A 21381-nucleotide genomic window follows, 5' to 3' on the forward strand; every position below is an offset into this window, starting at 1 on the left:
GAGGAGGAGCAGCCCGAGGCGGAGTACGAGGAGGAGGAAGAGGAACCCGAGGAGCAGCCGCGCGCCAGGAGGGTGACCGCCGCGACGCCGCAGTCGCAGCGGGCCAGGGGCGCGCAGGGCGGACGCCCGGTGCGCAGGCGTCACGCCGAGGGTCAGGAGGAGGCTCCCGCACGCCGTGGGACCCCGGCCCGCGGCCGGTGACGCGACCCGCACGGACGTCCCGGAGAGACAGCACGAGGAGTGAATCACATGACTGTGCAGCCGGCGGCCGGGGGCGGCATCGCGCAGCGCCCGTCCGCGTCCGGCCTGGCCGACGTGATCGACACGATCCTGGACAAAGGTCTCGTCATCGACGCGTACGTGCGCGTCTCGCTGGTCGGCATCGAACTGGTGACGGTGGACGCGCGGATCGTGGTGGCGAGCGTGGACACGTACCTGCGCTTCGCCCAGGCGGTGAACCGGCTCGACCTGGCCGAGCAGAGCAAGGGCCTCCCGGAGATCATGTCCGACATGAAGCAGGGAGCCGTGGCGAGCAAGGGCAAGGACGTCATCCAGGGCGTGCTGGAGTCCGCCGCGGACAAGCTGGAGGACATCGTCGGCCGGCCGGGCCAGGAGGCCGAGCAGCCGGCGCCCCGCCGGCGGAGGGGGGAGGACTGACATGTCGACGTCCGAGGCCACCGGCGCGCGGCAGGCGTCAGGGGACGAGCAGGGCGGCACGGCCCGCACCGGCACGTACGTGTACGGCATCGTCCCTTCCGACGTCGAGGTGTCCGACGACGCGCGCGGCGTGGGCGGCGAGTCCGCCAAGGTGGACGTGATCAGGCACGGCGAGATCGCGGCACTGGTGAGCGAGCTGTCGCTGGACCGGCCGCTCGGCACGCCGAACGACCTCGTCGCGCACGAGGGGCTGCTGGACGCGACGGCCGCGGAGGTTCCGGTGCTGCCGATCCGCTTCGGCGCGGTGGTGACGGGCCCCGAGGCGGTCGTGGACGAGCTGCTCGCGCCGCACCACGACGACTTCCTGTCCGCGCTGCGGGAGCTCGAAGGCAAGGCGCAGTACGTCATCAAGGGCCGCTACGTCGAGCAGACGGTGCTGCGCGAGATCATGCACGAGCACCCGGAGCTCGCCGACCTGCGCGAACAGATCAGGAACCAGCCGGAGGAGGTGACCAGGGACGCCCGCATCAGCATCGGCGAGACCGTCAACCAGGCGATCAGCGCCAAGCGGGACGCGGACACGCAGGCGGTGATCGAAGCCGTGACGCCGATCTGCACGCTCACGTCGCTGCGCGACCCGAGCCACGAACTGGACGCCGTCCACCTGGCGGTGCTCATCGAGACGGACCGGCAGGGCGACCTGGAGGCCGCCCTGGGCAAACTGGCCGAGCGCTGGGCGGACCGGGTCGCGCTGCGCCTGCTGGGGCCGCTCGCGCCGTACGACTTCACCGTCGCCCCGTCGGCGGGTGAGAGCTGATGGGCCTGATCAGCTCGCTGTTCACCTGGCCGCTCCTGCCGGTGCGCGGGGTGATCAGGCTCGGCGAGCTGATCCAGGAGCAGGTGGACCAGGAACTGCACGACCCGACGGCGGTGCGGCGCGAGCTGGAGGAGATCGAGCGGGCGATGGAGGAGGGCCGCATCTCCGAGGAGGAGGCGGCCGAGGCGATGGAGCAGGTCGTCACCAGGATGACCGGGTCACAGGGATGACCGGCCGGCTCTGACCGGCGCCGCGGCGAGTGGGGGGAGGTGATCTCGTGCCCGCCCAGCGAAGGCTACGCGCGAAACGCCCACCGGAGAACGTCGAGCCGTTCGACGAGCTGCCCGAGGAGGAACCACCCGAGGAGGAGCCGCCCCGGCGCGACAGGGCCCAGGAGCCGCCCGAGCCCGCCGGCCGCAGGCTGAACGCGGCCACGGCGGGCGGCGCAGGGCTGCGGCACATCACGGAACTGACCGCCAGAGAGGCCGAGGGCGTCACGCTCGTCAAGCCGCAGGGCGACGGCTGGCTCGTGGACGTCGAGGTGGTGGAGGACCGCCGCATCCCGTCCTCGGGCGACATCCTCGCGCTCTACGAGGCCGAGCTGGACGCGGGCGGTGACCTCGTCTCCTACCGGAGACTGAAGCGCTACCGCCGCGGCAGCGGAGACCTGGGGGAGGCGACCCGATGATGGAACCGGTACGTCCCGTCGGCCGCGCCTACCCGTCCTCCTCCGGCGGCGGGGGGCGGGAGCCGACGAACCTGGGCGACATCCTGGAACGCGTCCTCGACCGGGGTGTGATCATCGCGGGCGACATCCGGGTGAACCTCCTCGACATCGAGCTCCTGACGATCAAGCTGCGCCTGATCGTCGCCTCGGTCGACACCGCCCGCGAGATGGGCATCGACTGGTGGGAGCACGACCCGTGGCTGACGGGCGGCAAGGACCGCGGCCTGGAGGAGGAGAACCGCCGGCTGCGCAGGAGGCTCTCCGAGCTGGAGGGCGACCGGCGCTCGGACCGCCCGATCGAGGGTCGCGTGGTGGAGCGCGAGCCCGCGCGGGAGTACGAGGACTACGAGGAGGACTACGAGGACGCGCCGGGCTACGAGGACGAGGAACCGGAACCCGAACCCGTGCGCAGGCGTCCCGAGAGGGGCAGGCGCGCAGAGGGGAGGAGGAGGCATGACGGCTGACGCCGGCACGTACCTGTACGCGGTGGCGGGCGACAGCGGCACGCCCGTCCCGGAGGGACTGACGGGCGTCGCGGGGACGCCGGTGCGCGCCGTCCGCGCGTCCGGGCTGGTGGCGTACGTCAGCACGGTCTCCCTGGACGAGTTCGGCGAGGAGCCGCTGAGCCGCTCGATGGAGGACCTGGACTGGCTCGACGCCACGGCGCGGGCGCACCACCACGTGGTGGAGGCGGTCGCGGCGGAGTCCCCCGCCGTCCCGGTGCGGCTCGTCACGGTCTACAGCGGCGACGAGCAGGTCCTCGCCCTGCTGGAGGAGCGCGGCGACGACTTCGGCGAGGCGCTGTCCCGCGTCGCGGGCCGCAGGGAGTGGGGCGTGAAGGTGTACGCCGAGCCGGACGACCAGGCGGCCGAGCCCGCCGAGCAGGGCGGCGGCGCGGCGACGGGCCCGGGGGCGGCGTACCTGAAGAGGCGCCAGGCGGGCCTGCGCAGCCGCGAGGAGGCGTGGCGGCGGGCCGCCGCCAGGGCCGAGCGCGTCCACGACGTGCTGGCCTCGATCGCGGTCGCCAGCCGCCGCCACCGCGCCCAGGACCCCCAGCTCTCGGGACGCAAGGAGTGGATGGTGCTCAACGGCGCCTACCTCGTGGACGACGACAGGGCGGAGGAGTTCGCCCGCGCCGTGGACGACCTGCGCGCGCAGGGCGGCGAGCTGGAGCTGACCGGGCCGTGGGCGCCCTACTCGTTCGCCACGCTGGACGAAGGGGTCGCGCCGTGAGCTTCGAGCAGTCGCGCGGGGACCTCCTCGCCCGCGAGGGCCGCCTGCCCAGCGAGCGGGTGGCCCTGGTGGACCTGCTGGACCGGCTGCTCGCCGGAGGGGTCGTGGTGAGCGGCGACCTCGTGCTGTCCATCGCGGACATCGACCTCGTCCGCATCTCCATCCACGCACTGATCACGTCGATCCGCGATGACTGACCGGGACGAGCCGGCCCGCGAGCGCGGGGAACCCGGCCACAGGCGCGAGGGCGACCGCCCCGCCGGGCCCGCCATGTCCGCCGAACCCGCGGAACTCGCCGAGCCCGCGGACTCCACCGAGCGGCCCGAGCACGGGCGGCAGGCCCGCAAGCCGCGCCTGCGCATCGACACCGACGCGGAGGCCGTGCAGCGCGACCTGTCCCGCCTCGTCCTCACCCTGGTCGAGCTGGTACGCCAGCTCGTGGAGCGCCAGTCCGTACGGCGCATGGAACAGGGCAACCTGACGGACGAGCAGGTCGAGCAGCTCGGCCTGACCCTGATGCGGCTGGAGGAGGCCATGGACGAGCTGTGCGAGCGGTTCGACCTGTCGCCCTCCGACCTGAACCTCGACCTGGGCCCGCTCGGCACCCTTCTGCCGGAGGACTGACCGCTCCCGTACAGTGGCGGGGCGCCGTCCCCCGAGGAGAGGACCGTCCCCCGTGAACCTGGGCATCGCCGGGCAGGCCGCCGGTCTGTTCGCGGTCACGAACGTCGACGACCTCGTGGTCCTCGCCCTGTTCTTCGCCAGGGGCGCCGGGCGGCGCGGGGCCGGGCGGCGCGTCGTCGCCGGGCAGTACCTGGGGTTCGCGGCGATCCTGGCGGTGGCCGTGGCGGCGGCGTTCGGCGCCACGTTCCTGCCGGGGCCGGTGCTGCCGTACCTCGGCCTGCTCCCGCTCGCCCTGGGGCTGAAGGCCGCCTGGGCGGCCTGGCGCGACCGGCCCGCCGCCCGCGCGGCACGCGACGGCGCGGGCCCCTCGGACGGCCCCGGGGAGGCGGCACGCGACGGCGGGCCGCGCACGCTGGAGGTCGCCGCCGTCACCTTCGCCAACGGCGGCGACAACGTGGGGGTCTACGTCCCCGTGTTCGCCACCGCGGGCCTCGGGGCGACGACCGTGTACGCCTCGGTCTTCCTCGTCCTGGTGGGCGTGTGGTGCCTGGCGGGGGCCTTCCTGGCCACGCGGCCCGTCGTGGCGCGGGCGCTCAGCCGGTGGGGGCACGTGGTGTTCCCGGTCGTCCTGATCGCGATCGGGCTGCTCATCCTCGTGGAGGGCCTCACCGGCTGAGCGCGTCGGCGCGGCCTACAGGTGGCCGGCCAGCCAGTCCTGCACGACGGGGATGTCGATGCGCTGGTAGCCGCCGAGGTAACGGCAGTTGTCGGTGTAGCCGTAGCTGGTGACGGCCACGAGGTAGCCCTCCAGGAACACCGGGCCGCCGGAGTCGCCGAAGCAGGTGCCTCCGCCGCCGCGGGTGTCGTGGTAGTTGCCGTTGGCCTGCAGGATCTGCTCGGTGAGCTTCTGGCCGGGCTGCGTGGTGTAGCGGCGCATCAGCGGGTAGCTCATCGGCTGCGGCTTCTGCGGGCCGGTGAGGGGCTTGCGCACCTCGGTGCCGTACCCGACGAAGTCGAAGAGGGTCTTGCTCAGCGCCGGGGGCCGGTACGCGTCGAGGAAGCGGGAGGGCGCGACCTGCGCGGGCGCGATGCCGGAGACCGGCTTGTCGAGGACGACGACGCCGACGTCGTTCCAGTTGTCGGTGTCGGTGAAGTCGGAGTACTGCGGGTGCGTGTGCGCCGTGCCGGACAGCGCGCCCGCGGCGGCGATCTCGGCGGCCGTGTAGCCCTTGGCCGGGTCGGCGGCGACGGGGAACGGCGCGGGCGGCTCCTCGGCGATGACGGACGTGAACGTCACGAGCGTCTTGCCGACCGTCCCGGCCGTGCAGTGGGCGGCGGTGACGAGCACGGTGGGGGTGACCAGCGTCGCCGAGCAGCGGAAACGCCCGTCCGGCTGGTAGAAGAGGATGAGTCCGACGTTGGGGTGCCGCTCGCCGTCGGGTTCGCCGCCGGTGATGGCCTGGGCGGGCGCGGCGACGGTGAGCAGGGTGAGCGCCGAGGCGACTAACGCCGCGGCCGCACGAGCAAATGATCGCATGTCGAGATGCGTCCTTTCTGTCGCTCGTGTTCTTCCATGGAAGGAATGCACGAATCAACGGCCGCCGGCTGAGAGTTTCCTGCCAATCCCCGCTCCGGGGGCGCCCGGGGCGCCGCCGGCTCCGTCCACACCGGAACAACCCCCGCCAATCCGGTCAAATGTGGAATAACTGGGGCATATATGGCAAATATAGACAGTTAGAGCGAGCCCACGGAGGCCGATGGGCGGGTAATGCGTGTGGACGACCACAGGCCAGACAGGCAGGGACCTACCAAGCGTCCGGCGGCGGAACGGCTGCGGGCGCTCGAAGGCATGGACGAGAAACTGACGGCGACCGAGGCGCTGCGCGTCGCGCTGCACCATGCCGTCGCCGAACTCGGCGGGCTGGGCGGCATGGCCCACCTGACCGGCCCCGCCGGCGGCCGCACGCTCCACCTCGTCGTCTCCACCGGCCTGTCCAGGACCTTCACCCAGGCATGGGAGAACGTCAAGCTGGACACGGCGTCGGCGCCCGCCCGCGCCGTGCTCCACGACGCCTTCGCCTGGTCGTACCCGGGCTGCGGCCGCGGCTCACCCCCCTACCCCGGCGACGCCGGCCTGGCGTCCGCCCCGCTGCCCGGCCCCGACGGCCCGATCGGCGTGCTCTCCGTCCTGACCGCCTCCCCCACCGAGCCGACGGCCGCCGAGAAGGCGTTCCTCCAGGCGGCGGCCCGGTGGGCGGCGGCCCGTCTGCGTGCCGCCCCGCAACCGCCGGCCGTGGTCGCCCGCGGTGCGAGCCCGGCGCTGTCGGGCGCCCAGCTCCAGCAGGCGCTCAACACCATCATGGTCGGCACCTGGGAATGGGACATCCGCACCGGCGACCTCCTCTGCAGCGACGCGGCCGTACGCATCTTCGGCGTCGAGCCCGACGACTACGACGGCCGGGTCGAGACCTGGGCCGGGATGGTCTACCACGAGGACCTGCCCTGGGTCCTCGCCGCGCTCGACGAGAGCATCCGCCGCAAGGGCGTGTTCAACGCCGAGTACCGCATCTGCCCCGCGAACGGCGGGATCCGCTGGGTGCAGGCGCGCGGCCGCGTCCTGCTCGACGAGCAGGGCGAGGCCGCCCACCTCGTCGGCACCCTCTGGGACACCACGCAGGCCCGCGTCGCCCTCGACCGGGTCGGCCGCGCCCTGTGGCACATGAGCGACGGCTTCGTCGCCCTCGACCACGACGGCCGGATCACCTTCCTCAACCTGGAGGCGGAACGGCTCATCGGCCCCGAGCACCACCCGCTGGGCCGCGTCCTGTGGGAGCTGCCCACGGTCACGGCCCCCGGGCTGGAGCGCCGCTGCCGCCGGGCCGCCGACGACGGGCAGCCCGCCGACTTCGACATCCAGCAGAGCGAAGCCGGCCGCTGCTACCACGTCCGGCTGGTCCCGGTGCCCGAGGGCGTCGCCGTGTTCATCACCGACGTCACAGAGAAGCGGGCCGGGGAGGCCGAGCAGGCCGCCGCCGCCCGCGCCGCCGCCGAACGGGCCACCCGCATCGGCGAGCTCACCGGCAAGCTGGCCTCCGCGGTCACGATCCGTGACGTCGTGAACGTCACCGCCGACCGGCTGTCGTCGCTGTTCGACGCGACCGGCTTGATCGTCTACCGGATCGAGAACGACCGCCTCATCTCCATCGGCTCCGTGGGCTACTCGCAGGCCTGCATCGACTGCGTGCAGGCGGAGGACCCGGCGACCATCCCGCCCGTCAGCCAGGCGCTGGAGAGCAGGGCCCCGGTCTTCATCCGCTCGCCCGAGGAGTACCTGCGGCTGTTCCCCGGCATGGCCGACATCCTCGCCGCGAGCGGCAAGCAGGCCTGGGCCATCCTGCCCCTGCTCGCCCCCGACCACCGGATCGGGTGCTGCATCCTCGGCTTCCCCCGGCCGCGGCGCTTCACCGACGAGGAGTCCACCCTGCTCAACGCGGTCAGCGGCCTGCTGGCCCACGCGCTGGAACGCGCCAGGCTGTACGAGGCGGAGCACGCCCGCGCCCAGATGCTGCAGCGCGAACTGCTCCCCCGCGAGCTGCCCTCGCTGCCCGCCGTCACCGCCGCCGCCCGCTACCTGCCGGCCGTGACGGAGATGGAGGTCGGCGGCGACTGGTACGACATCATCCCGCTGTCGTCCGACCGGGTCGCGCTCGTCATCGGCGACGTGATGGGCCACGGGGTGCCCGAGGCCGTCACCATGGGACGCCTGCGCACGGCCGTGCACACCCTCGCCGACCTCGAACTCCCGCCGGAGGAGATCCTCTTCCACCTCAACGACCTCGTGAGCAAGCTGGGCGACGACTGGTACGCCACCTGCCTGTACGCCCTCTACGACCCGACCACCCGCGTGTGCACGCTCGCCGGGGCCGGGCATCCCCCGCCCGCCGTCCTCCACCCCGACGGCGGCATCACCTTCCCCCACCTGCCGGCCAACCCGCCGCTCGGCGCCGCCCAGCCGCCGTTCGAGACGGTGGACGTGCCGCTGCCGGAGGAGGCGCTGCTCGTGCTGTACACCGACGGCCTGGTCGAGTCGGCCGAGAGCGACATGGACAGCGGCACCGCCCGGCTCGCCGCCATCCTCAAGGACGGCTGGCGCCGGATCGACGGCCACGCGGGCGAGGCCGAGCTGGAGTTCCTGTGCGACGCCGTCACCGGCACCCTGCTCCCCGTGGACCTGCCGACCGCCGACGACGCCGCGCTGCTGATCGCCCGCGTCCACGCGTACGACCCGCGCGACATGGCGGCCTGGCACCTGCCCGAGGACCCGCGCGCCGCCGGCCTGGCCAGGAAGCACGTACGCGAGCAGCTCTCGGCCTGGGGGCTGGACGACCTCGCCATGACCACCGAGCTGGTGGCCAGCGAGCTGATCGGGAACGTGGTGCGCCACGCGAAGGGCCCCATCCTGCTGCGCCTGCTGCGCAGCCGCTCGCTCATCTGCGAGGTGTACGACGGCAGCCTCACCACGCCGCGCATCCGCCGGGCGTCGGAGACCGACGAGGGCGGGCGGGGGCTCCAGCTCGTCGCGGCCCTGTCGCAGCGGTGGGGCACCCGCTACACCTCGGAGGGCAAGTGCATCTGGGCGGAGCAGCCCCTGGACGCGGCCGCCCCCGCCACCCTCCACGCCGCCGCCTGACCCCGCCCGCCGGAAGCGTCCTTCCCCCTGGAACGCGAAAACCGCCCCCTGCCCGCGGAACTCCGCGGCCAGGAGACGGTCTCGTCGTCTGTGGAGGTGGCGGGAATCGAACCCGCGTCCTTCAACCCCAAGTCAGGGCTTCTCCGGGCGCAGCCTGCTGTGCTTTTCTCAGCCCCGGCGATCACGCAGGCGAGTCGCCGACGGGCTCAGCCACTGTTTGATTTCCCGATCTCCCCCGTGGCCGGGTCGATCGGTTGAGCCTTCTAGCGATGCCAGACACCGGGCCGAAGGCACTCCCGGGCTGACAGAGGTTTCGCTACTTAGGCAGCGAGGGCCAGGGAGTCCTGGCCCACCTCAGCGTGCTTCTTATTGGCACTTATTGTTCGCGGTCACAGGATTAACGAGGTTATGTCCGCAGTCCTCGGCCCGCTTCACCTGGCTTGCAAGGCCAAAGTCGAAGCCAGTCACCCCCTGTGCAGTTGTCAACACCTCTCCGGAGAGAGGAGCAACACAGAATCTACATCTCTCAACGCCCCTGATGCCAACTTGATTCCCTGCGGGGACGGTGAGCTGCCCAGGCATGCCGAAACCCCCGGGAACGCGGCACTACTGCGTACGTTCCCGGGGGTCGACCGGCAGGGTCGAGCCGGTCCGGACGGCAGGACTTCCCCCGAGATGAAGTCCTGTCTCATCACGGCGACCGGGTCCGCAACCCCCCGAGCGGGCCCAGTCATTGAGTAAGACGCGACCGGCCCCCTCGATGGTTGCTCCGCGTCACGACTTTTTCACCGAGCGTGCAGCGCCCCGAAGAAGCCGCCCGCCACGGCCGCCGCGTCGTAGTTCCGCGCCAGCACGGCGACGGCCAGATCGCCCTGCCAGCCGACGAACCACGTCATCGGCTTGTCCTGGGTGCCCGCCGTGGCCCGCACGCCGTACACCTTGCCGGTGCCGGCCTGGGCGGGCGTGCCCGCGGCCCCCGCGCGCATCATCGCCGTCAGCGCCGTACGCACCTGCGGGTCGAGCGGCACCGGGTCGGGCTGCTGGACCTGGGCGACCTCCGCGGACGGGTCGGGCGAGGCGGGCTCGGTGACCAGCACGGGCGGGTGCCAGGTGCCGGACGCCACCGCCGCGGCCACCAGCGCCATCGACAGCGGGCTCACCTCGACCGTCTGCCCCGCGATGGCCCTGGCCTTGTCGGCGTCGCCGGACAGCTCCGGCAGCGTCCCGCTGAACGACTTCAGCGGCAGCCGCCACGACTGCCCGATGCCGAACGCCTTCGCGCTCTTGGCGAGCTGCCCGGCGTCGACGCGGCGGGCGAGCGAGGCCAGCGCGGTGACGCAGCCCTTGGCGAAGTTCTGCTGGAAGGTGGCCGACTGCGCGGCGGCCTGCCCGGTGACGAACCTGGCGCCGCCCACCGTGCGCTCCGCCGGGCACGCCAGCCGCTGGTTGGTCTTCACCCCGGCCTTGAGCAGCGCGTCGGCGGCCACGACGGAGAAGGCGGTGCCCGCCGGGAACCGGCCCGCCAGGGCGTCCTTCTCCTGGTGCAGCCCGCGCGTGCTGACCGCGCGGATCTCCCCGGTCGAGCGGTCGACCGCGACCAGGGCGCTGATCTGGGTGTCGTTGACCGCCTGCTCGGCCGCCGCCTGCACCTGGCTGTCGATCGTGGTCTTGACGGAGACGTTCTTGCGGCCGGGCCACTGCTTGAGCTCGGCGACCTGCTTGCCGGTCTTGAGGTCGAGGGTGATGACCTTGGTCTCGGTGGAGCCCGTCAGGTAGTCCTGGTAGGCGCGCTGCAGCCCGCTCTGCCCGACGGAGTCGCCGGCCCGCTGGGGCCCGCCGAGCTTCTGCTCGGTCTCGGGGGTGAGCGCGCTGACGCGGCCGACGATCTGCTTGGGGTCGTCGGGATCGACCGGCTGCTTCTGCGACTGCGTCTCGATGCCGGAGATCCCGTCGAGCTTCGCCTTCATCGACTGGTAGCGGGAGCGGCCGAACGTGACCAGCGGCACGAACCGGTCGGGCGGCGACGACCTGATGCGGCTCAGCAGGCGGTCCTGGGCGTAGCCGGTGACGGCCGACAGCTCCTTGACGACCTCCTCGGCCCGGTCGCCCACCGCCGACGGCACCACCCCCGCCACGTACAGATAGGTGTCGCTCTGCAGTGACTCGCCCGTGCGGTCGAGGACGGGCTGGCGGCCGTTCGGGTTGGTCTCGACGGCGAACCGCTGCCCCTCCTTGAGCTGCGGATGCAGCACGGACGGCGACCAGCGCACCTTCCACCGGCCGTCGACGAGGTGCAGCGGCAGCACGCTGTCGTACTCCCAGAGGGGGTTGTTCTCCCCCAGGTCGACCTCGGCGTGGAAGTCGGCCTTCGACTCCTCGCCGCTGACGTCGAGGCTGGTGATGCGGAAGCGGAACGAGGCCGCGTCGAGCTCCAGCTTGGTGTCGGACAGCGCCTTGCGCACCGCGGCCTGGTCGCCGTCGGTGCGGTCGGCGGCGAGCTCGTAGTCCTCGGTCTGCCAGCCGACGAGGAAGTCGCGCACCGCGTCGTGCGGCGACGACTCCTCGAAGCAGCCGGTCAGCGTCGCGCACGCGACCGCCAGGGTGGCGGTCGCGGCAAGGGTGCGGCGGACGCGGCTCATCGGTTGCGGTGCCGCAGCGCCCGGGCCATCTCCCGCTTGGCCTGCGCCTCCGCCAGCGACTGCCGCTTGTCCCAGTCCTTCTTGCCTCGCGCGATGCCGATCTCGACCTTGGCCCGGCCGTCCTTGAAGTACAGGGAGAGCGGCACGATCGTCAGGCCGCCCTCCTTCGTCTCGGCGGCGAGCTTGGCGATCTCCTTGCGGTGCAGCAGCAGCTTGCGCTTGCGGCGCGCCGCGTGGTTGGTCCACGTCCCCTGGGAGTACTCGGGGATGTGGACGTTGAGCAGCCACGCTTCGTTCCCGTCGATGGTGGCGTAGCCGTCGACGAGCGAGGCGCGGCCCTCGCGTAGCGACTTCACCTCGGTGCCCTGCAGCACGAGACCCGCCTCGAAGGTGTCCTCGACGTGGTAGTCGTGCCGAGCACGCTTGTTCTGGGCGATGACCTTCCGCCCGGTCTCACGTGGCATGCTTCGACTTTACCGGCGTTCCACTACACCCTGAGGTAGCGGCGGAGCGTCACGAACGAGGCCAGCACACAGATCACCACACCGATGATCATGGTGAACGTGATGACCTGCGCCACCGTGTCCCAGCCGAGCTGGGCGCCTCCGCTGCCGAAGTAGCCGGCCAGCTCCTCGAAGAGCATGACCTTGGTGGCGATCAGGATGACCGCGGCGAAGACGCCGCCGATCAGGCCGGCGATGACGCCTTCCATGACGAACGGGAGCTGGATGTACAGGTTCGACGCGCCGACCAGCCGCATGATGCCCGTTTCGCGGCGCCGGTTGAACGCGGAGAGCCGGACCGTGTTGCCGATCAGCAGGGCGGCCGCGAGCACCAGGATGATCGCCACGGCGAGCGCGAAGTTACTGATCTTGTCCAGCATGTCGAAGAACTTGCCGACGAGCTCCTTCTGGTTCGTCACCTGGGCGACGCCGCGCTGGCCCTGGATCGCCTGCATGACAGGCTGGTAGTTGTTGGGGTCGACCAGCTTGATGCGGAACGACTGCGGCATGTCCTCGACCTTGGTGACGTCCAGCAGGGTCTTGCTGGCGCCGGACTCCTGGAAGTTCTTGAACGCCGTCGCCTGGTCCTCGAAGTAGACCTCCTTGACGCCGGGAAGCCCTCTGATCTGGGCCTCCAGCGCCTTGATCTGCGCGGGCGTGGCCGCCTTGCCGCCGCAGGCCTGAATCGCCGTGTCCTGGCTGCAGAGGAAGACGTTGATCTCGACCCTGTCGTACCAGTAGCCCTTCAGCAGCGAGACCTGGGCGTTGATCATCAGGCCGACGCCCAGCATCGCCATGCCGACCGCCACGGTGATGACGACCGCGATGGTCATGGTCAAGTTACGGCGGAGGCCGATCCAGACCTCGGAGAAGATGAAATTCGCCCGCATGTTCTGTCTGCAGCTCCCTGTCAGTACGCCTGGCCGTACACGCCACGCGACTGGTCACGGACGATCTTGCCGTCCTCCAGCTCGACCACGCGCTTGCGCATGGAGTCGACGATGGCGGCGTCGTGGGTGGCCATGACCACCGTGGTGCCAGTCCGGTTGATGCGGTCGAGCACCTTCATGATGCCGATGCTCGTCGCGGGGTCGATGTTGCCCGTGGGCTCGTCGGCCAGCAGGATCATCGGCCGGTTGACGAAGGCCCGCGCCATCGCGACGCGCTGCTGCTCGCCGCCGGACAGCTCGTCGGGCATGCGGTGCGCCTTGCCCTCGAGACCCACCAGCTCGATCACCTCGGGCACGACCTTGCGGATGAACCGCCTGGGCTTGCCGATGACCTCGAGCGCGAACGCCACGTTCTCGTAGACGTTCTTGTTCGGCAGGAGCCGGAAGTCCTGGAACACGCAGCCGATGCGGCGGCGCAGGTGCGGCACCTTGAAGTTGGAGAGGCGGGCGAGGTCTTTGCCGGCGACATGGATGGCGCCCGAGTTGGGCCGCTCCTCCTTGAGCACCAGTCGTAGGAACGTGGACTTGCCTGATCCCGAGGGACCGACGAGGAACACGAACTCGCCCTTGTCCACGTCCACCGAGACGTGGTCGAGAGCGGGCCTGTTCTGGTTCGCGTAGACCTTGGTGACATTATCGAAATGGATCACGAGAGCATCACGGCATGCCAGTCTAGGGGTCAGGACGGAAGCGAGGGTGGCACATGCCCACTTCCCGCCGCTGGCCTACCGGGGATACGCCGTCTTTACCAATGATCGACGTTCCGATTGGCCAGACGACAGTCTAGGGGGAAGACTGGCATGGAACGTCCATAACGGAAACAAAACGATTCCGCGGCTAGACTTGGGGCTGTCATGAGTTGTGAACACCTCGTATGCGCGAGCTGCGCCCACCCCGTCGTCGAGGGGCGGTGCCCCGTCTGCCGCGCCAACCGCGAGCGGATGCACAGCCACGGCTTCGCCGGGCTGACACCCGCTCTCATCGCCCTGCTCCTCATCGCCCTGCTCTTCGTCACCCTGGTGGTGAAGCACCTGAGCGGGCTCTAGCGGCGGCCCCGGGCGGCAGCCGGGCCCGGCCGACCTAGACCGACTCCGACTCCTGCCTGCGCATCCAGCGGATCTCCGACTCGATGAACCCGTCGAGGTCGCCGTCGAGCACGGCCGACGGGTTGCCCGCCTCGGTGCCCGTGCGCAGGTCCTTCACGATCTGGTACGGGTGCAGCACGTAGTTGCGGATCTGCGTGCCCCACGACGTGGTGGTGGCGCCGCGCAGTTCCGACATCTTCTCGGCCTCCTCCTGCCGCTTGCGCTCGAGCAGCTTGGCCTGCAGCACCGCCATGGCGGTGGCGCGGTTCTGGAGCTGCGAACGCTCGTTCTGGCAGGAGACCACGATGCCGCTGGGCAGGTGGGTGATGCGCACCGCGGAGTCGGTGGTGTTGACGCCCTGGCCGCCGGGGCCGGACGACCGGTACACGTCGACGCGGATCTCGTCCTCGTTGATGTCGATGTGGTCGGTCTGCTCAACGACGGGCACGATGTCCACACCCGCGAACGACGTCTGGCGGCGGCCCTGGTTGTCGAACGGGCTGATGCGCACCAGGCGGTGGGTGCCGTGCTCGCCCCTGAGCGTGCCGTAGGCGTACGGCGCCTTCACCGTGAACGTGGCCGACTTGATGCCGGCCTCCTCGGCGTAGGAGGTCTCGTAGACCTCCGTGGGGTAGCCCTTGCGCTCGGCCCAGCGGAGGTACATGCGCAGCAGCATCTCGGCCCAGTCGGCCGCGTCGACGCCGCCCGCCTGCGAGTTGATCGTCACCAGCGCCTCGCGGGCGTCGTACTCGCCCGACAGCAGCGTGCGGACCTCCAGCGCGCCGACGTCGGACTTCAGCGACGCCAGCTCCTTGTCGGCCTCGGCGCGCGTGTCGTCGTCGGCCTCCTCGGCGGCCAGCTCGTACAGGACGGTGAGGTCGTCGAGCCGACGCGCCAGGTTGTCGACGCGGTTGAGCTCGCCCTGCAGGTGCGAGAGCTTGCTGGTGACCTTCTGGGCCTGGTCGGGGTCGTCCCACAGGTCTGGCGCGGCGACTTGCTCCTCCAGCTCCTGGATCTGCTTGCGCATTGCGTCGAGGTCGAGCACGTCCTGGATGCTCCGGAGCGTGTTCGACAGCTCGTTGATCTCTTCTGCCGGATCGATGCCTGCCACGTCTCCCTAGGGTACGCGACCCGCGCGCGCACGAATAACATGGCGAGGTGCGCGCATACGGTCCGCGGAGGGTTCTGGCGCTCGCCGCCTGCCTGATGGCCGCGGCGAGCGGCTGCACGAGCGCCGTGCAGCCGCTGCCCACGAAGGCCGCGGCCGCCGTCACCGGCACGCCCACGCCCTCTCCCGAAGAGCCCGCGCTGACCAAGGCCGAGGCGGGCAGGGTGTTCCGCGAGATCACGCTCAGCGACGACCTGCTGCGCACGCACAGCGACGTCCCCGGCAGGCTCAGGTCGGCCGTGGAGCTCGTCCGCGACGGCCAGGCCGCCATCGTGGCCGCCGCCTACCAGTCCACCGGCGACCGGCCGCCCCGCCACACCTGGGGCACGCCGATGCTCCTCGTGCCGCGGTTCGCGCCCGGCCAGACCGCGCTGTGGTTCACCGCGCTCGTCACCCGCGACGGCCGGCCCACGCTGCTGACGTTCGCGAAGGGCGGCTCCTGGCAGCTCAGCTCCGCCGCCGAGCTCCTGCCCGACCAGGAGCCTCCGCAGGTGAAGCTCGACGGCGACGGCTACGCCACGGCGCTCGCCCCCGACGACAAGACCGTCACGATCAGCCCCCAGTTCATGGGGCCCGTGCACGCCGCCGTGGCCGAGACCGGCTCGTCCGGGGTGGCGGCCGGGCTGATCGCCTCCGGCCCGTACACCACGGAGGTGGCCACGCAGATCGCGGCCCTTCGCGACAGCGCGAAGAAGGACGGCTTCAGCTACGACTCGATCTTCAGCCCCGAGAACTACCCCGTCTACGCGCTGCGCACCGAGAACGGCGGCGCGCTCATCCAGTACTCCCTGTCGAGGACGACCACGACCACGGCGAAGACGGCCGAGGACGACTACATCCCGGTGCCGGAGGCCGCCAGGTGGGCGATCAGGTCGGCGGTGCTGCGCCGCACCCTGCGGCTGGTGGAGACCCACCAGTACGCCACCGCGGTGCCGCCGCTGTCGTCGCCGAGCCCCGCCGCGGTCATCGCCCACGACGGCGCCCTGACCCGCGCCAGCGGCCAGTAACCGCCCCCGGCGCGCCCGGCGTCCGGAGGGCACCCGCCGTCAGGGGCGGGGTCCTTCAGGGGGGAAGGCGGCGCAGGACGGCGCCGCGTGAGGACCGACGCGGGCGGGCCCAAAGGGACGGGCCTGCGGCGCATGCTCGCTAGAAGGCGGCCCGCACCCAGTAGGGCAGACCCGTGACGCATGCTCGCCGCAAAACGGGCCCGCACCCAGTAGGGCAGGCCCGTGACGCATGCTCGCCGCAAAACGGGCCCGTACCGCCCATGCGCATGCTCGCTGGAAGGCGGGCCGTGCCCGGCGGGGCAGGGCGGTGGCCCGTGCTCGCCGGGAGGCGGGCACGGGCCGTGGTGGTCGCGGGGCGGTCAGTCCTCCGCGCGCGGCAGGTTGCTGGAGGCCACCAGCGTCCTGATCGCGCGCAGCGCCACCGACAGCGTGGCCAGGTCGAAGTTGTCGCTCTCCCAGATCTCGGAGAGCGTCTGCCTGGCCCTGCCGACCGCGGCCGCGTTCGCGTCGGCCCACCGGCCGAGCCGCTCCTCCGGAGGCAGCCCCGGGCTGCTGTGCGTCAGCACGTCGTGGGTGAGCGAGGCGTGCGCGGCGTACAGGTCGTCGCGCAGCGCCGAGCGGGCCATCGAGTTCCACCGGTTGTCGCGGGGAAGGGCGATGACGCGCTCGCGCAGCCGGGCCAGCTGCAGCCGGTCGGCCAGGTCGAAGTAGACCTCGGCCACCTCGTTCACCGGGCGCTCGGTCATCGTCGCGATCTCGACCAGGTCGAACATCGAGTACGCGGGCACCATGGCCGCCACCCGCTCCGCCAGGTCCTGCGGCACGCCCCTGAGGAGGAACGCGTCGCGGCGCTCCTCGTACGCGGCGAGGTCGGGTCCGGTCAGGAGCTTCGGGATGTGGGCGAGCAGCCCGTTGACGCCCTTCACGAAGGAGGAGACGGACCCGGACAGGTCGAGCGGAGGCCGCCGGTTGACCAGCAGCCACCGGGTGCCGCGCTCGGCGAGCTTGCGCGCCTCCAGCAGCATCGCGAGCTGCGTGGCGGTCTCGACCTTGTTGTCCAGCGACTCGACGGCCCGGTAGAAGCTGGGCAGGTCGAACACCTCGCGGGCGACGAGGTAGGCGCGCACGATGTCGGGCGTCGAGGCGCCGGTCTCCTCGCCGAATCGGAACATGAACGTGGTGCCCATGGAGTTGACCAGCTCGTTCACCACGCAGGTGGTGATGATCTCGCGGCGCAGCGGGTGGGCGTCCATGTACGTCCTGAACCGCTCGCGCAGCGCCGACGGGAAGTACGACACCAGCCAGTTCGCCAGGTACGGGTCGTCGGGCAGGTCGGAGGCGAGCAGCTCGGCGTCGGCCACCAGCTTGGTGTAGGCGAGCAGGACCGAGAACTCGGGCGCGGTCAGCCCCAGCTTGGCCTGGCGCCGCTCGGCGAGCGTCTTGTCCGAGGGCAGGAACTCCAGCTCCCGGTTGACGAGCCCTTCGCGCTCCAGCCGGCGCAGGTAGCGGGCGTGGATGTGGAGCATCTCGACCGCCTGGGCGCGCGCGGCGTCCAGCACGACGTTCTGCGCGTAGTTGTCGCGCAGCACCAGGCCGGCGACCTCCTCGGTCATCGAGGTGAAGACCTGGTTGCGCTGCTTGTCGGTCAGCTCGCCGTCGCGGACGACCTGGTCGAGCAGGATCTTGATGTTCACCTCGTGGTCGGAGGTGTCGACACCGGCCGAGTTGTCGATGAAGTCGGTGTTGATCAGGCCGCCGTTCAGCGCGAACTCGATGCGGGCGAGCTGGGTGAAGCCCAGGTTGCCGCCCTCGCCGACGACCTTGCAGCGCAGGTCGGAGCCGTTGACGCGCAGCCCGTCGTTGGCCTTGTCGCCCACGTCGGCGTGGGACTCGCCGCTCGCCTTGACGTACGTGCCGATGCCGCCGTTCCACAGCAGGTCCACGGGGGCCCGCAGGATGGCGCTGATCAGGTCGTTGGGCGCGAGCGAGGTGACACCGGAGTCGATGCCGAGCGCCTCGCGCATCTGCGGGGTGATCTGGATCGACTTGGCCGTGCGCGGGAAGACGCCGCCTCCGGCGGAGATGAGCGTCTTGTCGTAGTCGTCCCAGGAGCTGCGGGGCAGGTCGAACAGCCGCCGCCGCTCGGCGTACGAGCGGGCCGCGTCGGGCGAGGGGTCGACGAAGACGTGCCGGTGGTCGAAGGCGGCCACCAGCCGGATGTGCTCGGACAGCAGCATGCCGTTGCCGAACACGTCGCCCGACATGTCGCCGATGCCGGCCACGGTGAAGTCGGTGGTCTGGACGTCCACGCCCATGGTGCGGAAGTGGTACTTGACCGACTCCCAGGCGCCGCGGGCGGTGATGCCCATGGCCTTGTGGTCGTAGCCGACGGAGCCGCCCGAGGCGAAGGCGTCGCCGAGCCAGAAGCCGTACTCCTTGGCCACCGCGTTGGCGATGTCGGAGAACGTGGCGGTGCCCTTGTCGGCGGCGACCACCAGGTACGTGTCGTCGCCGTCGTGCCTGACGACGTCCGCCGGGGGCACGACCTTGCCGTCGACGAGGTTGTCGGTGAGGTCGAGCAGGCCCGAGATGAACATCCGGTAGCAGGCCACGCCCTCGGCCAGGACGTCCTCGCGCGAGCCGGAGACGGGCGGCTGCTTGACGACGAAGCCGCCCTTGGAGCCGGTCGGCACGATGACGGTGTTCTTCACCATCTGCGCCTTGACCAGGCCGAGGACCTCCGTGCGGAAGTCCTCCATCCGGTCGGACCAGCGCAGGCCGCCGCGCGCCACCTTCCCGAACCGCAGGTGCACGCCCTCGACGCGGGGAGAGTAGACGAAGATCTCGTACTTGGGGCGCGGCAGCGGCAGCACGCTGATCGCCTGCGGGTCGAACTTGAGCGAGATGTACGGCTTGCGCTGCCCGTCCACCCGCTGGAAGTAGTTGGTGCGCAGCGTCGCCTGGATCATCTCCAGGTACGCCCGCAGGATGCGGTCCTCGTCGAGCGAGGCCACGTCGTCGAGCGCGCCCAGGATCTCCTCGGTGAGCGCGTCGGCCAGGTCGGCTCGCGTGTCGGGGTCCCTGCGCGGGTCGAGCCTGGCCTCGAACAGCCGCACCAGCAGCCGGGCGAGCCGGACGTTCCCGTTGAGCACCCGCTCGATGTAGGCCTGGGAGAACGTGCCGCCCGCCTGGCGCAGGTACTTGGCGTACGCGCGCAGGATCTCGGCCTGCTCCCACGTCAGGCCCGCCTTGAGTATCAGCGCGTTGAGGTTGTCGGCCTGCACGCGGCCCTGCCACAGGGCGGTCAGCCCGTCCTGGAAGAGCTGCTTGAAGTCCTCCCTGCTCACCTCGTCCGACGGCGTGTAGCGCAGCCCGAAGTCGTAGATCCAGGCGTTCTTGGTGCTCGGGTCGCCGTCCCTGTCGATCTCGTACGGGCGCTCGTCCACGACCTCGACGCCGAGGCGCTGGATCAGCGGCAGCGCCTGGGACAGCGAGATCGGCTCGCCCGCCTTGTAGATCTTCAGCCGCCGCTCGCCCTCGGCCGCGTCGTACGGCTCGTAGAGGTTGATGCTCACGGTGTCGTCGTCGCCTTCGGCGATGAGCTGCTCCAGGCGGCGCAGGTCCATCACCGCCACCTTGGGCGGGAAGTCGGCCTTGTACCCCTCAGGGAACGCCGACTGGTAACGCCTGGTGAGCGCCGGCGCCTCCTCCTCCGAGGTCATCTCGGCCAGCGCCACCGCGAGGTCGTCCTCCCAGGAGCGGGTGATGGCCGCCAGGCGCGCCTCCAGCTCCTCGACGTCCACGCCGGGCGGCGGCAGCTGCCTGCCCCGCTCGCCGCGCACCACGACGTGCAGGCGGGCCAGCACCGACTCGCCGATCATCGCGCTGTAGTCGAGCGACGCGCCGCCGAGCGCCTTGAGCAGCACCTCCTGCATCTTCAGCCGCACCTTCGTGGTGTAGCGGTCGCGCGGCAGGTAGATCAGGCAGGAGATGTAGCGCCCGTAGTCGTCGCGCCGCAGGAACAGCTTGACCTGCTTGCGCTCGCGCAGCCGCAGCACGCCCAGGGCGATCGGCAGGAGCTGGTCGATCGACGTCTGGAACAGCTCGTCGCGCGGGAACGTCTCCAGGATCTCGATGAGGTCCTTGCCGTCGTGGCTGTCGGGGGCCAGCCCCGCCTTGTCCATGACCGCGGCCAGCTTGCGGCGCAGCACCGGGATCCTGGAGATCGACTCGTTGTACGCCACGTGGGTGAACAGCCCCAGGAAACGGCGCTCGCCGATCACCTCGCCCTCGGGCGAGAACAGCTTGACCCCGATGTAGTCGAGGTAGGTGGCGCGGTGGACCGTGGCCCTGGAGTTGGCCTTGGTGATGATGAGGAGGTGCTTCTCGCGGGCCTTCGCGCGCACCTCGGCGGGCAGCGCGGAGAAGCTCTCCGAGCCCACCTTGTCGTCGCGCAGGATGCCGAGCGCCGCGCCCGCCACCGAGCGCAGCGTCTCGCCCTCGTCGGTGTGCTCCAGGCGGTACTCGCGGTAGCCGAGGAAGGTGAAGTGCCCGTCGGCGAGCCAGCGCAGCAGGTCGATGCTGTCCTCGACCTCCGCGGGCTCCAGCGGCGGCGGGTTCATGCTGAGGTCCTCGGCGGTGTGGACGGCCAGCGCCCGCATCTTGCTGAAGTCCTCGACCGCGTGGCGCACGTCGGACAGCACCCGCTGCAGGTCCGACTCCAGCGCCTTCAGCACCTCGGGGTCGGACTGCCTGTCGATCTCGATGTGCATCCACGACTCGACGAGCATCTGCCCCGTGACGTCCTCCTGGCCGCGGCCGAGCAGGTGGCCCGTCATGTCGCGGCGCACCCGCATCTGCGGGTGGACCACCAGGTGGACGCCGATGTCGTGCCGGTCGAGCTCCATCGTCACGGAGTCGACGAGGAAGGGCATGTCGTCGGTCACGACCTCGACGACGGAGTGGCCGGGGTCCCAGCCGTGCTCCTCCAGGTTGGGGGTGTAGGCGCGGACCGCGGCGCGGCCCTGGGGGCGGACCTCGGCGAGCTGGCGCTGCGACATCGCGGGGCCGTACACGTCGACGGGGTTGCGGTCGAGCAGGTCTTCCGGCGCCACGTGCCGGTAGTAGACCCTGAGGAAGGACAGAGCCTCTTCCTGGCTCACATGGTCGCTGCCGGCCGCGCACCGTTCCGCGGCTCGCTGCAGCAGCTCGTCCTTCGCCTCGTCGAGCGGCATCTCGCTCTCACTCCTTTGTGAGGGTTCGCCATGGCTTCTCATCGCCA

At 71.1% G+C, this 21381-nt stretch carries 19 protein-coding genes, 1 other RNA gene and 1 pseudogene; 13 read left to right on the forward strand and 8 right to left on the reverse strand.

The genetic code is table 11. The annotated features are described in order from the left end of the window. The 10 genes and pseudogenes from BMX74_RS44420 to BMX74_RS29980 form a co-directional block, all read left to right on the forward strand. Nucleotides 1–201 (forward strand): annotated as a pseudogene (locus tag BMX74_RS44420) (hypothetical protein); the annotation flags it as partial. 48 nt (nucleotides 202–249) lie between these two features. Then, nucleotides 250–657 (forward strand): gas vesicle protein GvpJ, encoded by a 408-nt coding sequence (gene gvpJ / locus BMX74_RS29940; RefSeq protein WP_055506709.1) that lies wholly within the window; start codon nucleotides 250–252, stop codon nucleotides 655–657. Between the two features lies 1 nt (nucleotide 658). Beyond that, complete coding sequence (locus BMX74_RS29945; protein ID WP_055506708.1) at nucleotides 659–1474, forward strand: GvpL/GvpF family gas vesicle protein; 816 nt, start codon at nucleotides 659–661, stop codon at nucleotides 1472–1474. Beyond that, nucleotides 1474–1704, forward strand: coding sequence for a gas vesicle protein GvpG (locus BMX74_RS29950; RefSeq protein ID WP_055506707.1), 231 nt, complete (start codon nucleotides 1474–1476; stop codon nucleotides 1702–1704). The genes BMX74_RS29945 and BMX74_RS29950 overlap by 1 nt, the downstream gene beginning before the upstream one ends. Before the next feature lie 47 nt (nucleotides 1705–1751). Next, nucleotides 1752–2162, forward strand: coding sequence for a gas vesicle protein GvpO (locus BMX74_RS29955; protein ID WP_236715016.1), 411 nt, complete (start codon nucleotides 1752–1754; stop codon nucleotides 2160–2162). After that, nucleotides 2159–2665 carry a gas vesicle protein GvpJ gene (gene gvpJ, locus BMX74_RS29960; protein ID WP_256257342.1) on the forward strand — a complete coding sequence of 169 codons (507 nt, stop codon included), beginning with the start codon at nucleotides 2159–2161 and terminating at the stop codon, nucleotides 2663–2665. The genes BMX74_RS29955 and gvpJ (BMX74_RS29960) overlap by 4 nt, the downstream gene beginning before the upstream one ends. Next, nucleotides 2655–3434 (forward strand): GvpL/GvpF family gas vesicle protein, encoded by a 780-nt coding sequence (locus BMX74_RS29965; protein ID WP_091104027.1) that lies wholly within the window; start codon nucleotides 2655–2657, stop codon nucleotides 3432–3434. The genes gvpJ (BMX74_RS29960) and BMX74_RS29965 overlap by 11 nt, the downstream gene beginning before the upstream one ends. Continuing rightward, nucleotides 3431–3631, forward strand: a complete 201-nt coding sequence (locus BMX74_RS29970) for a gas vesicle protein (RefSeq protein ID WP_055506705.1) — start codon at nucleotides 3431–3433, stop codon at nucleotides 3629–3631. The genes BMX74_RS29965 and BMX74_RS29970 overlap by 4 nt, the downstream gene beginning before the upstream one ends. Further along, nucleotides 3624–4058, forward strand: a complete 435-nt coding sequence (locus BMX74_RS29975) for a gas vesicle protein K (protein WP_236715015.1) — start codon at nucleotides 3624–3626, stop codon at nucleotides 4056–4058. The genes BMX74_RS29970 and BMX74_RS29975 overlap by 8 nt, the downstream gene beginning before the upstream one ends. Before the next feature lie 52 nt (nucleotides 4059–4110). Then, entirely contained in the window at nucleotides 4111–4734 is a 624-nt protein-coding gene (locus BMX74_RS29980; protein ID WP_091104028.1) for a cadmium resistance transporter, read from the forward strand. A gap of 15 nt (nucleotides 4735–4749) precedes the next feature. Here the strand turns inward: BMX74_RS29980 and BMX74_RS29985 are convergent, their stop codons facing one another. Continuing rightward, nucleotides 4750–5595 (reverse strand): trypsin-like serine protease, encoded by an 846-nt coding sequence (locus tag BMX74_RS29985; RefSeq protein WP_055506703.1) that lies wholly within the window; start codon nucleotides 5593–5595, stop codon nucleotides 4750–4752. 312 nt (nucleotides 5596–5907) lie between these two features. On the opposite strand from BMX74_RS29985, the gene BMX74_RS29990 reads away from it, so the two are divergent. After that, nucleotides 5908–8748: a SpoIIE family protein phosphatase gene (locus tag BMX74_RS29990; RefSeq protein WP_201784719.1), complete on the forward strand. Its 2841-nt coding sequence runs from the start codon at nucleotides 5908–5910 to the stop codon at nucleotides 8746–8748. A gap of 88 nt (nucleotides 8749–8836) precedes the next feature. Here the strand turns inward: BMX74_RS29990 and ssrA are convergent. From ssrA to ftsE, 5 genes are all read right to left on the reverse strand, one after another. Then, nucleotides 8837–9220: a transfer-messenger RNA gene (gene ssrA, locus BMX74_RS29995) on the reverse strand. 313 nt (nucleotides 9221–9533) lie between these two features. Further along, on the reverse strand, nucleotides 9534–11387 hold the full coding sequence (locus tag BMX74_RS30000) for a penicillin-binding transpeptidase domain-containing protein (RefSeq protein ID WP_091104030.1): 1854 nt from the start codon (nucleotides 11385–11387) through the stop codon (nucleotides 9534–9536). Then, nucleotides 11384–11851 (reverse strand): SsrA-binding protein SmpB, encoded by a 468-nt coding sequence (gene smpB / locus BMX74_RS30005; protein WP_055506701.1) that lies wholly within the window; start codon nucleotides 11849–11851, stop codon nucleotides 11384–11386. Before smpB ends, BMX74_RS30000 begins: the two co-directional genes overlap by 4 nt. Nucleotides 11852–11874: 23 nt before the next feature. Then, a complete protein-coding gene (gene ftsX / locus BMX74_RS30010; protein WP_055506700.1) occupies nucleotides 11875–12780 on the reverse strand; it encodes a permease-like cell division protein FtsX in 906 nt (301 codons plus the stop codon). 20 nt (nucleotides 12781–12800) lie between these two features. Further along, a complete protein-coding gene (ftsE, locus tag BMX74_RS30015) occupies nucleotides 12801–13490 on the reverse strand; it encodes a cell division ATP-binding protein FtsE (RefSeq protein WP_020541427.1) in 690 nt (229 codons plus the stop codon). A gap of 204 nt (nucleotides 13491–13694) precedes the next feature. Between ftsE and BMX74_RS30020 the strand changes: the two genes are divergently transcribed. After that, nucleotides 13695–13886, forward strand: coding sequence for a hypothetical protein (locus tag BMX74_RS30020; protein ID WP_055506699.1), 192 nt, complete (start codon nucleotides 13695–13697; stop codon nucleotides 13884–13886). Between the two features lie 34 nt (nucleotides 13887–13920). Here BMX74_RS30020 and prfB read toward each other — a convergent pair whose 3' ends face one another. Beyond that, complete coding sequence (gene prfB / locus BMX74_RS30025) at nucleotides 13921–15036, reverse strand: peptide chain release factor 2 (protein WP_055506698.1); 1116 nt, start codon at nucleotides 15034–15036, stop codon at nucleotides 13921–13923. Between the two features lie 47 nt (nucleotides 15037–15083). Between prfB and BMX74_RS30030 the strand changes: the two genes are divergently transcribed. Then, complete coding sequence (locus BMX74_RS30030; RefSeq protein WP_143078810.1) at nucleotides 15084–16100, forward strand: DUF8094 domain-containing protein; 1017 nt, start codon at nucleotides 15084–15086, stop codon at nucleotides 16098–16100. Between the two features lie 359 nt (nucleotides 16101–16459). On the opposite strand, the gene BMX74_RS30035 is transcribed toward BMX74_RS30030, so the two are convergent. Continuing rightward, complete coding sequence (locus tag BMX74_RS30035; protein WP_055506696.1) at nucleotides 16460–21334, reverse strand: NAD-glutamate dehydrogenase; 4875 nt, start codon at nucleotides 21332–21334, stop codon at nucleotides 16460–16462. Nucleotides 21335–21381: the final 47 nt, after the last annotated feature.

Source organism: Nonomuraea pusilla (assembly GCF_900109355.1).
Lineage (GTDB): Bacteria > Actinomycetota > Actinomycetes > Streptosporangiales > Streptosporangiaceae > Nonomuraea > Nonomuraea pusilla.

Excerpts from the sequence above, each read along its gene's own strand:
- gvpJ (WP_055506709.1), top strand. The coding sequence starts at position 250 with ATGACTGTGCAGCCGGCGGCCGGGGGCGGCATCGCGCAGCGCCCGTCC.
- BMX74_RS29945 (WP_055506708.1), top strand. The coding sequence starts at position 659 with ATGTCGACGTCCGAGGCCACCGGCGCGCGGCAGGCGTCAGGGGACGAG.
- BMX74_RS29950 (WP_055506707.1), top strand. The coding sequence starts at position 1,474 with ATGGGCCTGATCAGCTCGCTGTTCACCTGGCCGCTCCTGCCGGTGCGC.
- gvpJ (WP_256257342.1), top strand. The coding sequence starts at position 2,159 with ATGATGGAACCGGTACGTCCCGTCGGCCGCGCCTACCCGTCCTCCTCC.
- BMX74_RS29965 (WP_091104027.1), top strand. The coding sequence starts at position 2,655 with ATGACGGCTGACGCCGGCACGTACCTGTACGCGGTGGCGGGCGACAGC.
- BMX74_RS29975 (WP_236715015.1), top strand. The coding sequence starts at position 3,624 with ATGACTGACCGGGACGAGCCGGCCCGCGAGCGCGGGGAACCCGGCCAC.
- BMX74_RS29985 (WP_055506703.1), bottom strand. The coding sequence starts at position 5,595 with ATGCGATCATTTGCTCGTGCGGCCGCGGCGTTAGTCGCCTCGGCGCTC.
- BMX74_RS29990 (WP_201784719.1), top strand. The coding sequence starts at position 5,908 with ATGGACGAGAAACTGACGGCGACCGAGGCGCTGCGCGTCGCGCTGCAC.
- BMX74_RS30000 (WP_091104030.1), bottom strand. The coding sequence starts at position 11,387 with ATGAGCCGCGTCCGCCGCACCCTTGCCGCGACCGCCACCCTGGCGGTC.
- smpB (WP_055506701.1), bottom strand. The coding sequence starts at position 11,851 with ATGCCACGTGAGACCGGGCGGAAGGTCATCGCCCAGAACAAGCGTGCT.
- ftsX (WP_055506700.1), bottom strand. The coding sequence starts at position 12,780 with ATGCGGGCGAATTTCATCTTCTCCGAGGTCTGGATCGGCCTCCGCCGT.
- BMX74_RS30020 (WP_055506699.1), top strand. The coding sequence starts at position 13,695 with ATGAGTTGTGAACACCTCGTATGCGCGAGCTGCGCCCACCCCGTCGTC.
- BMX74_RS30035 (WP_055506696.1), bottom strand. The coding sequence starts at position 21,334 with ATGCCGCTCGACGAGGCGAAGGACGAGCTGCTGCAGCGAGCCGCGGAA.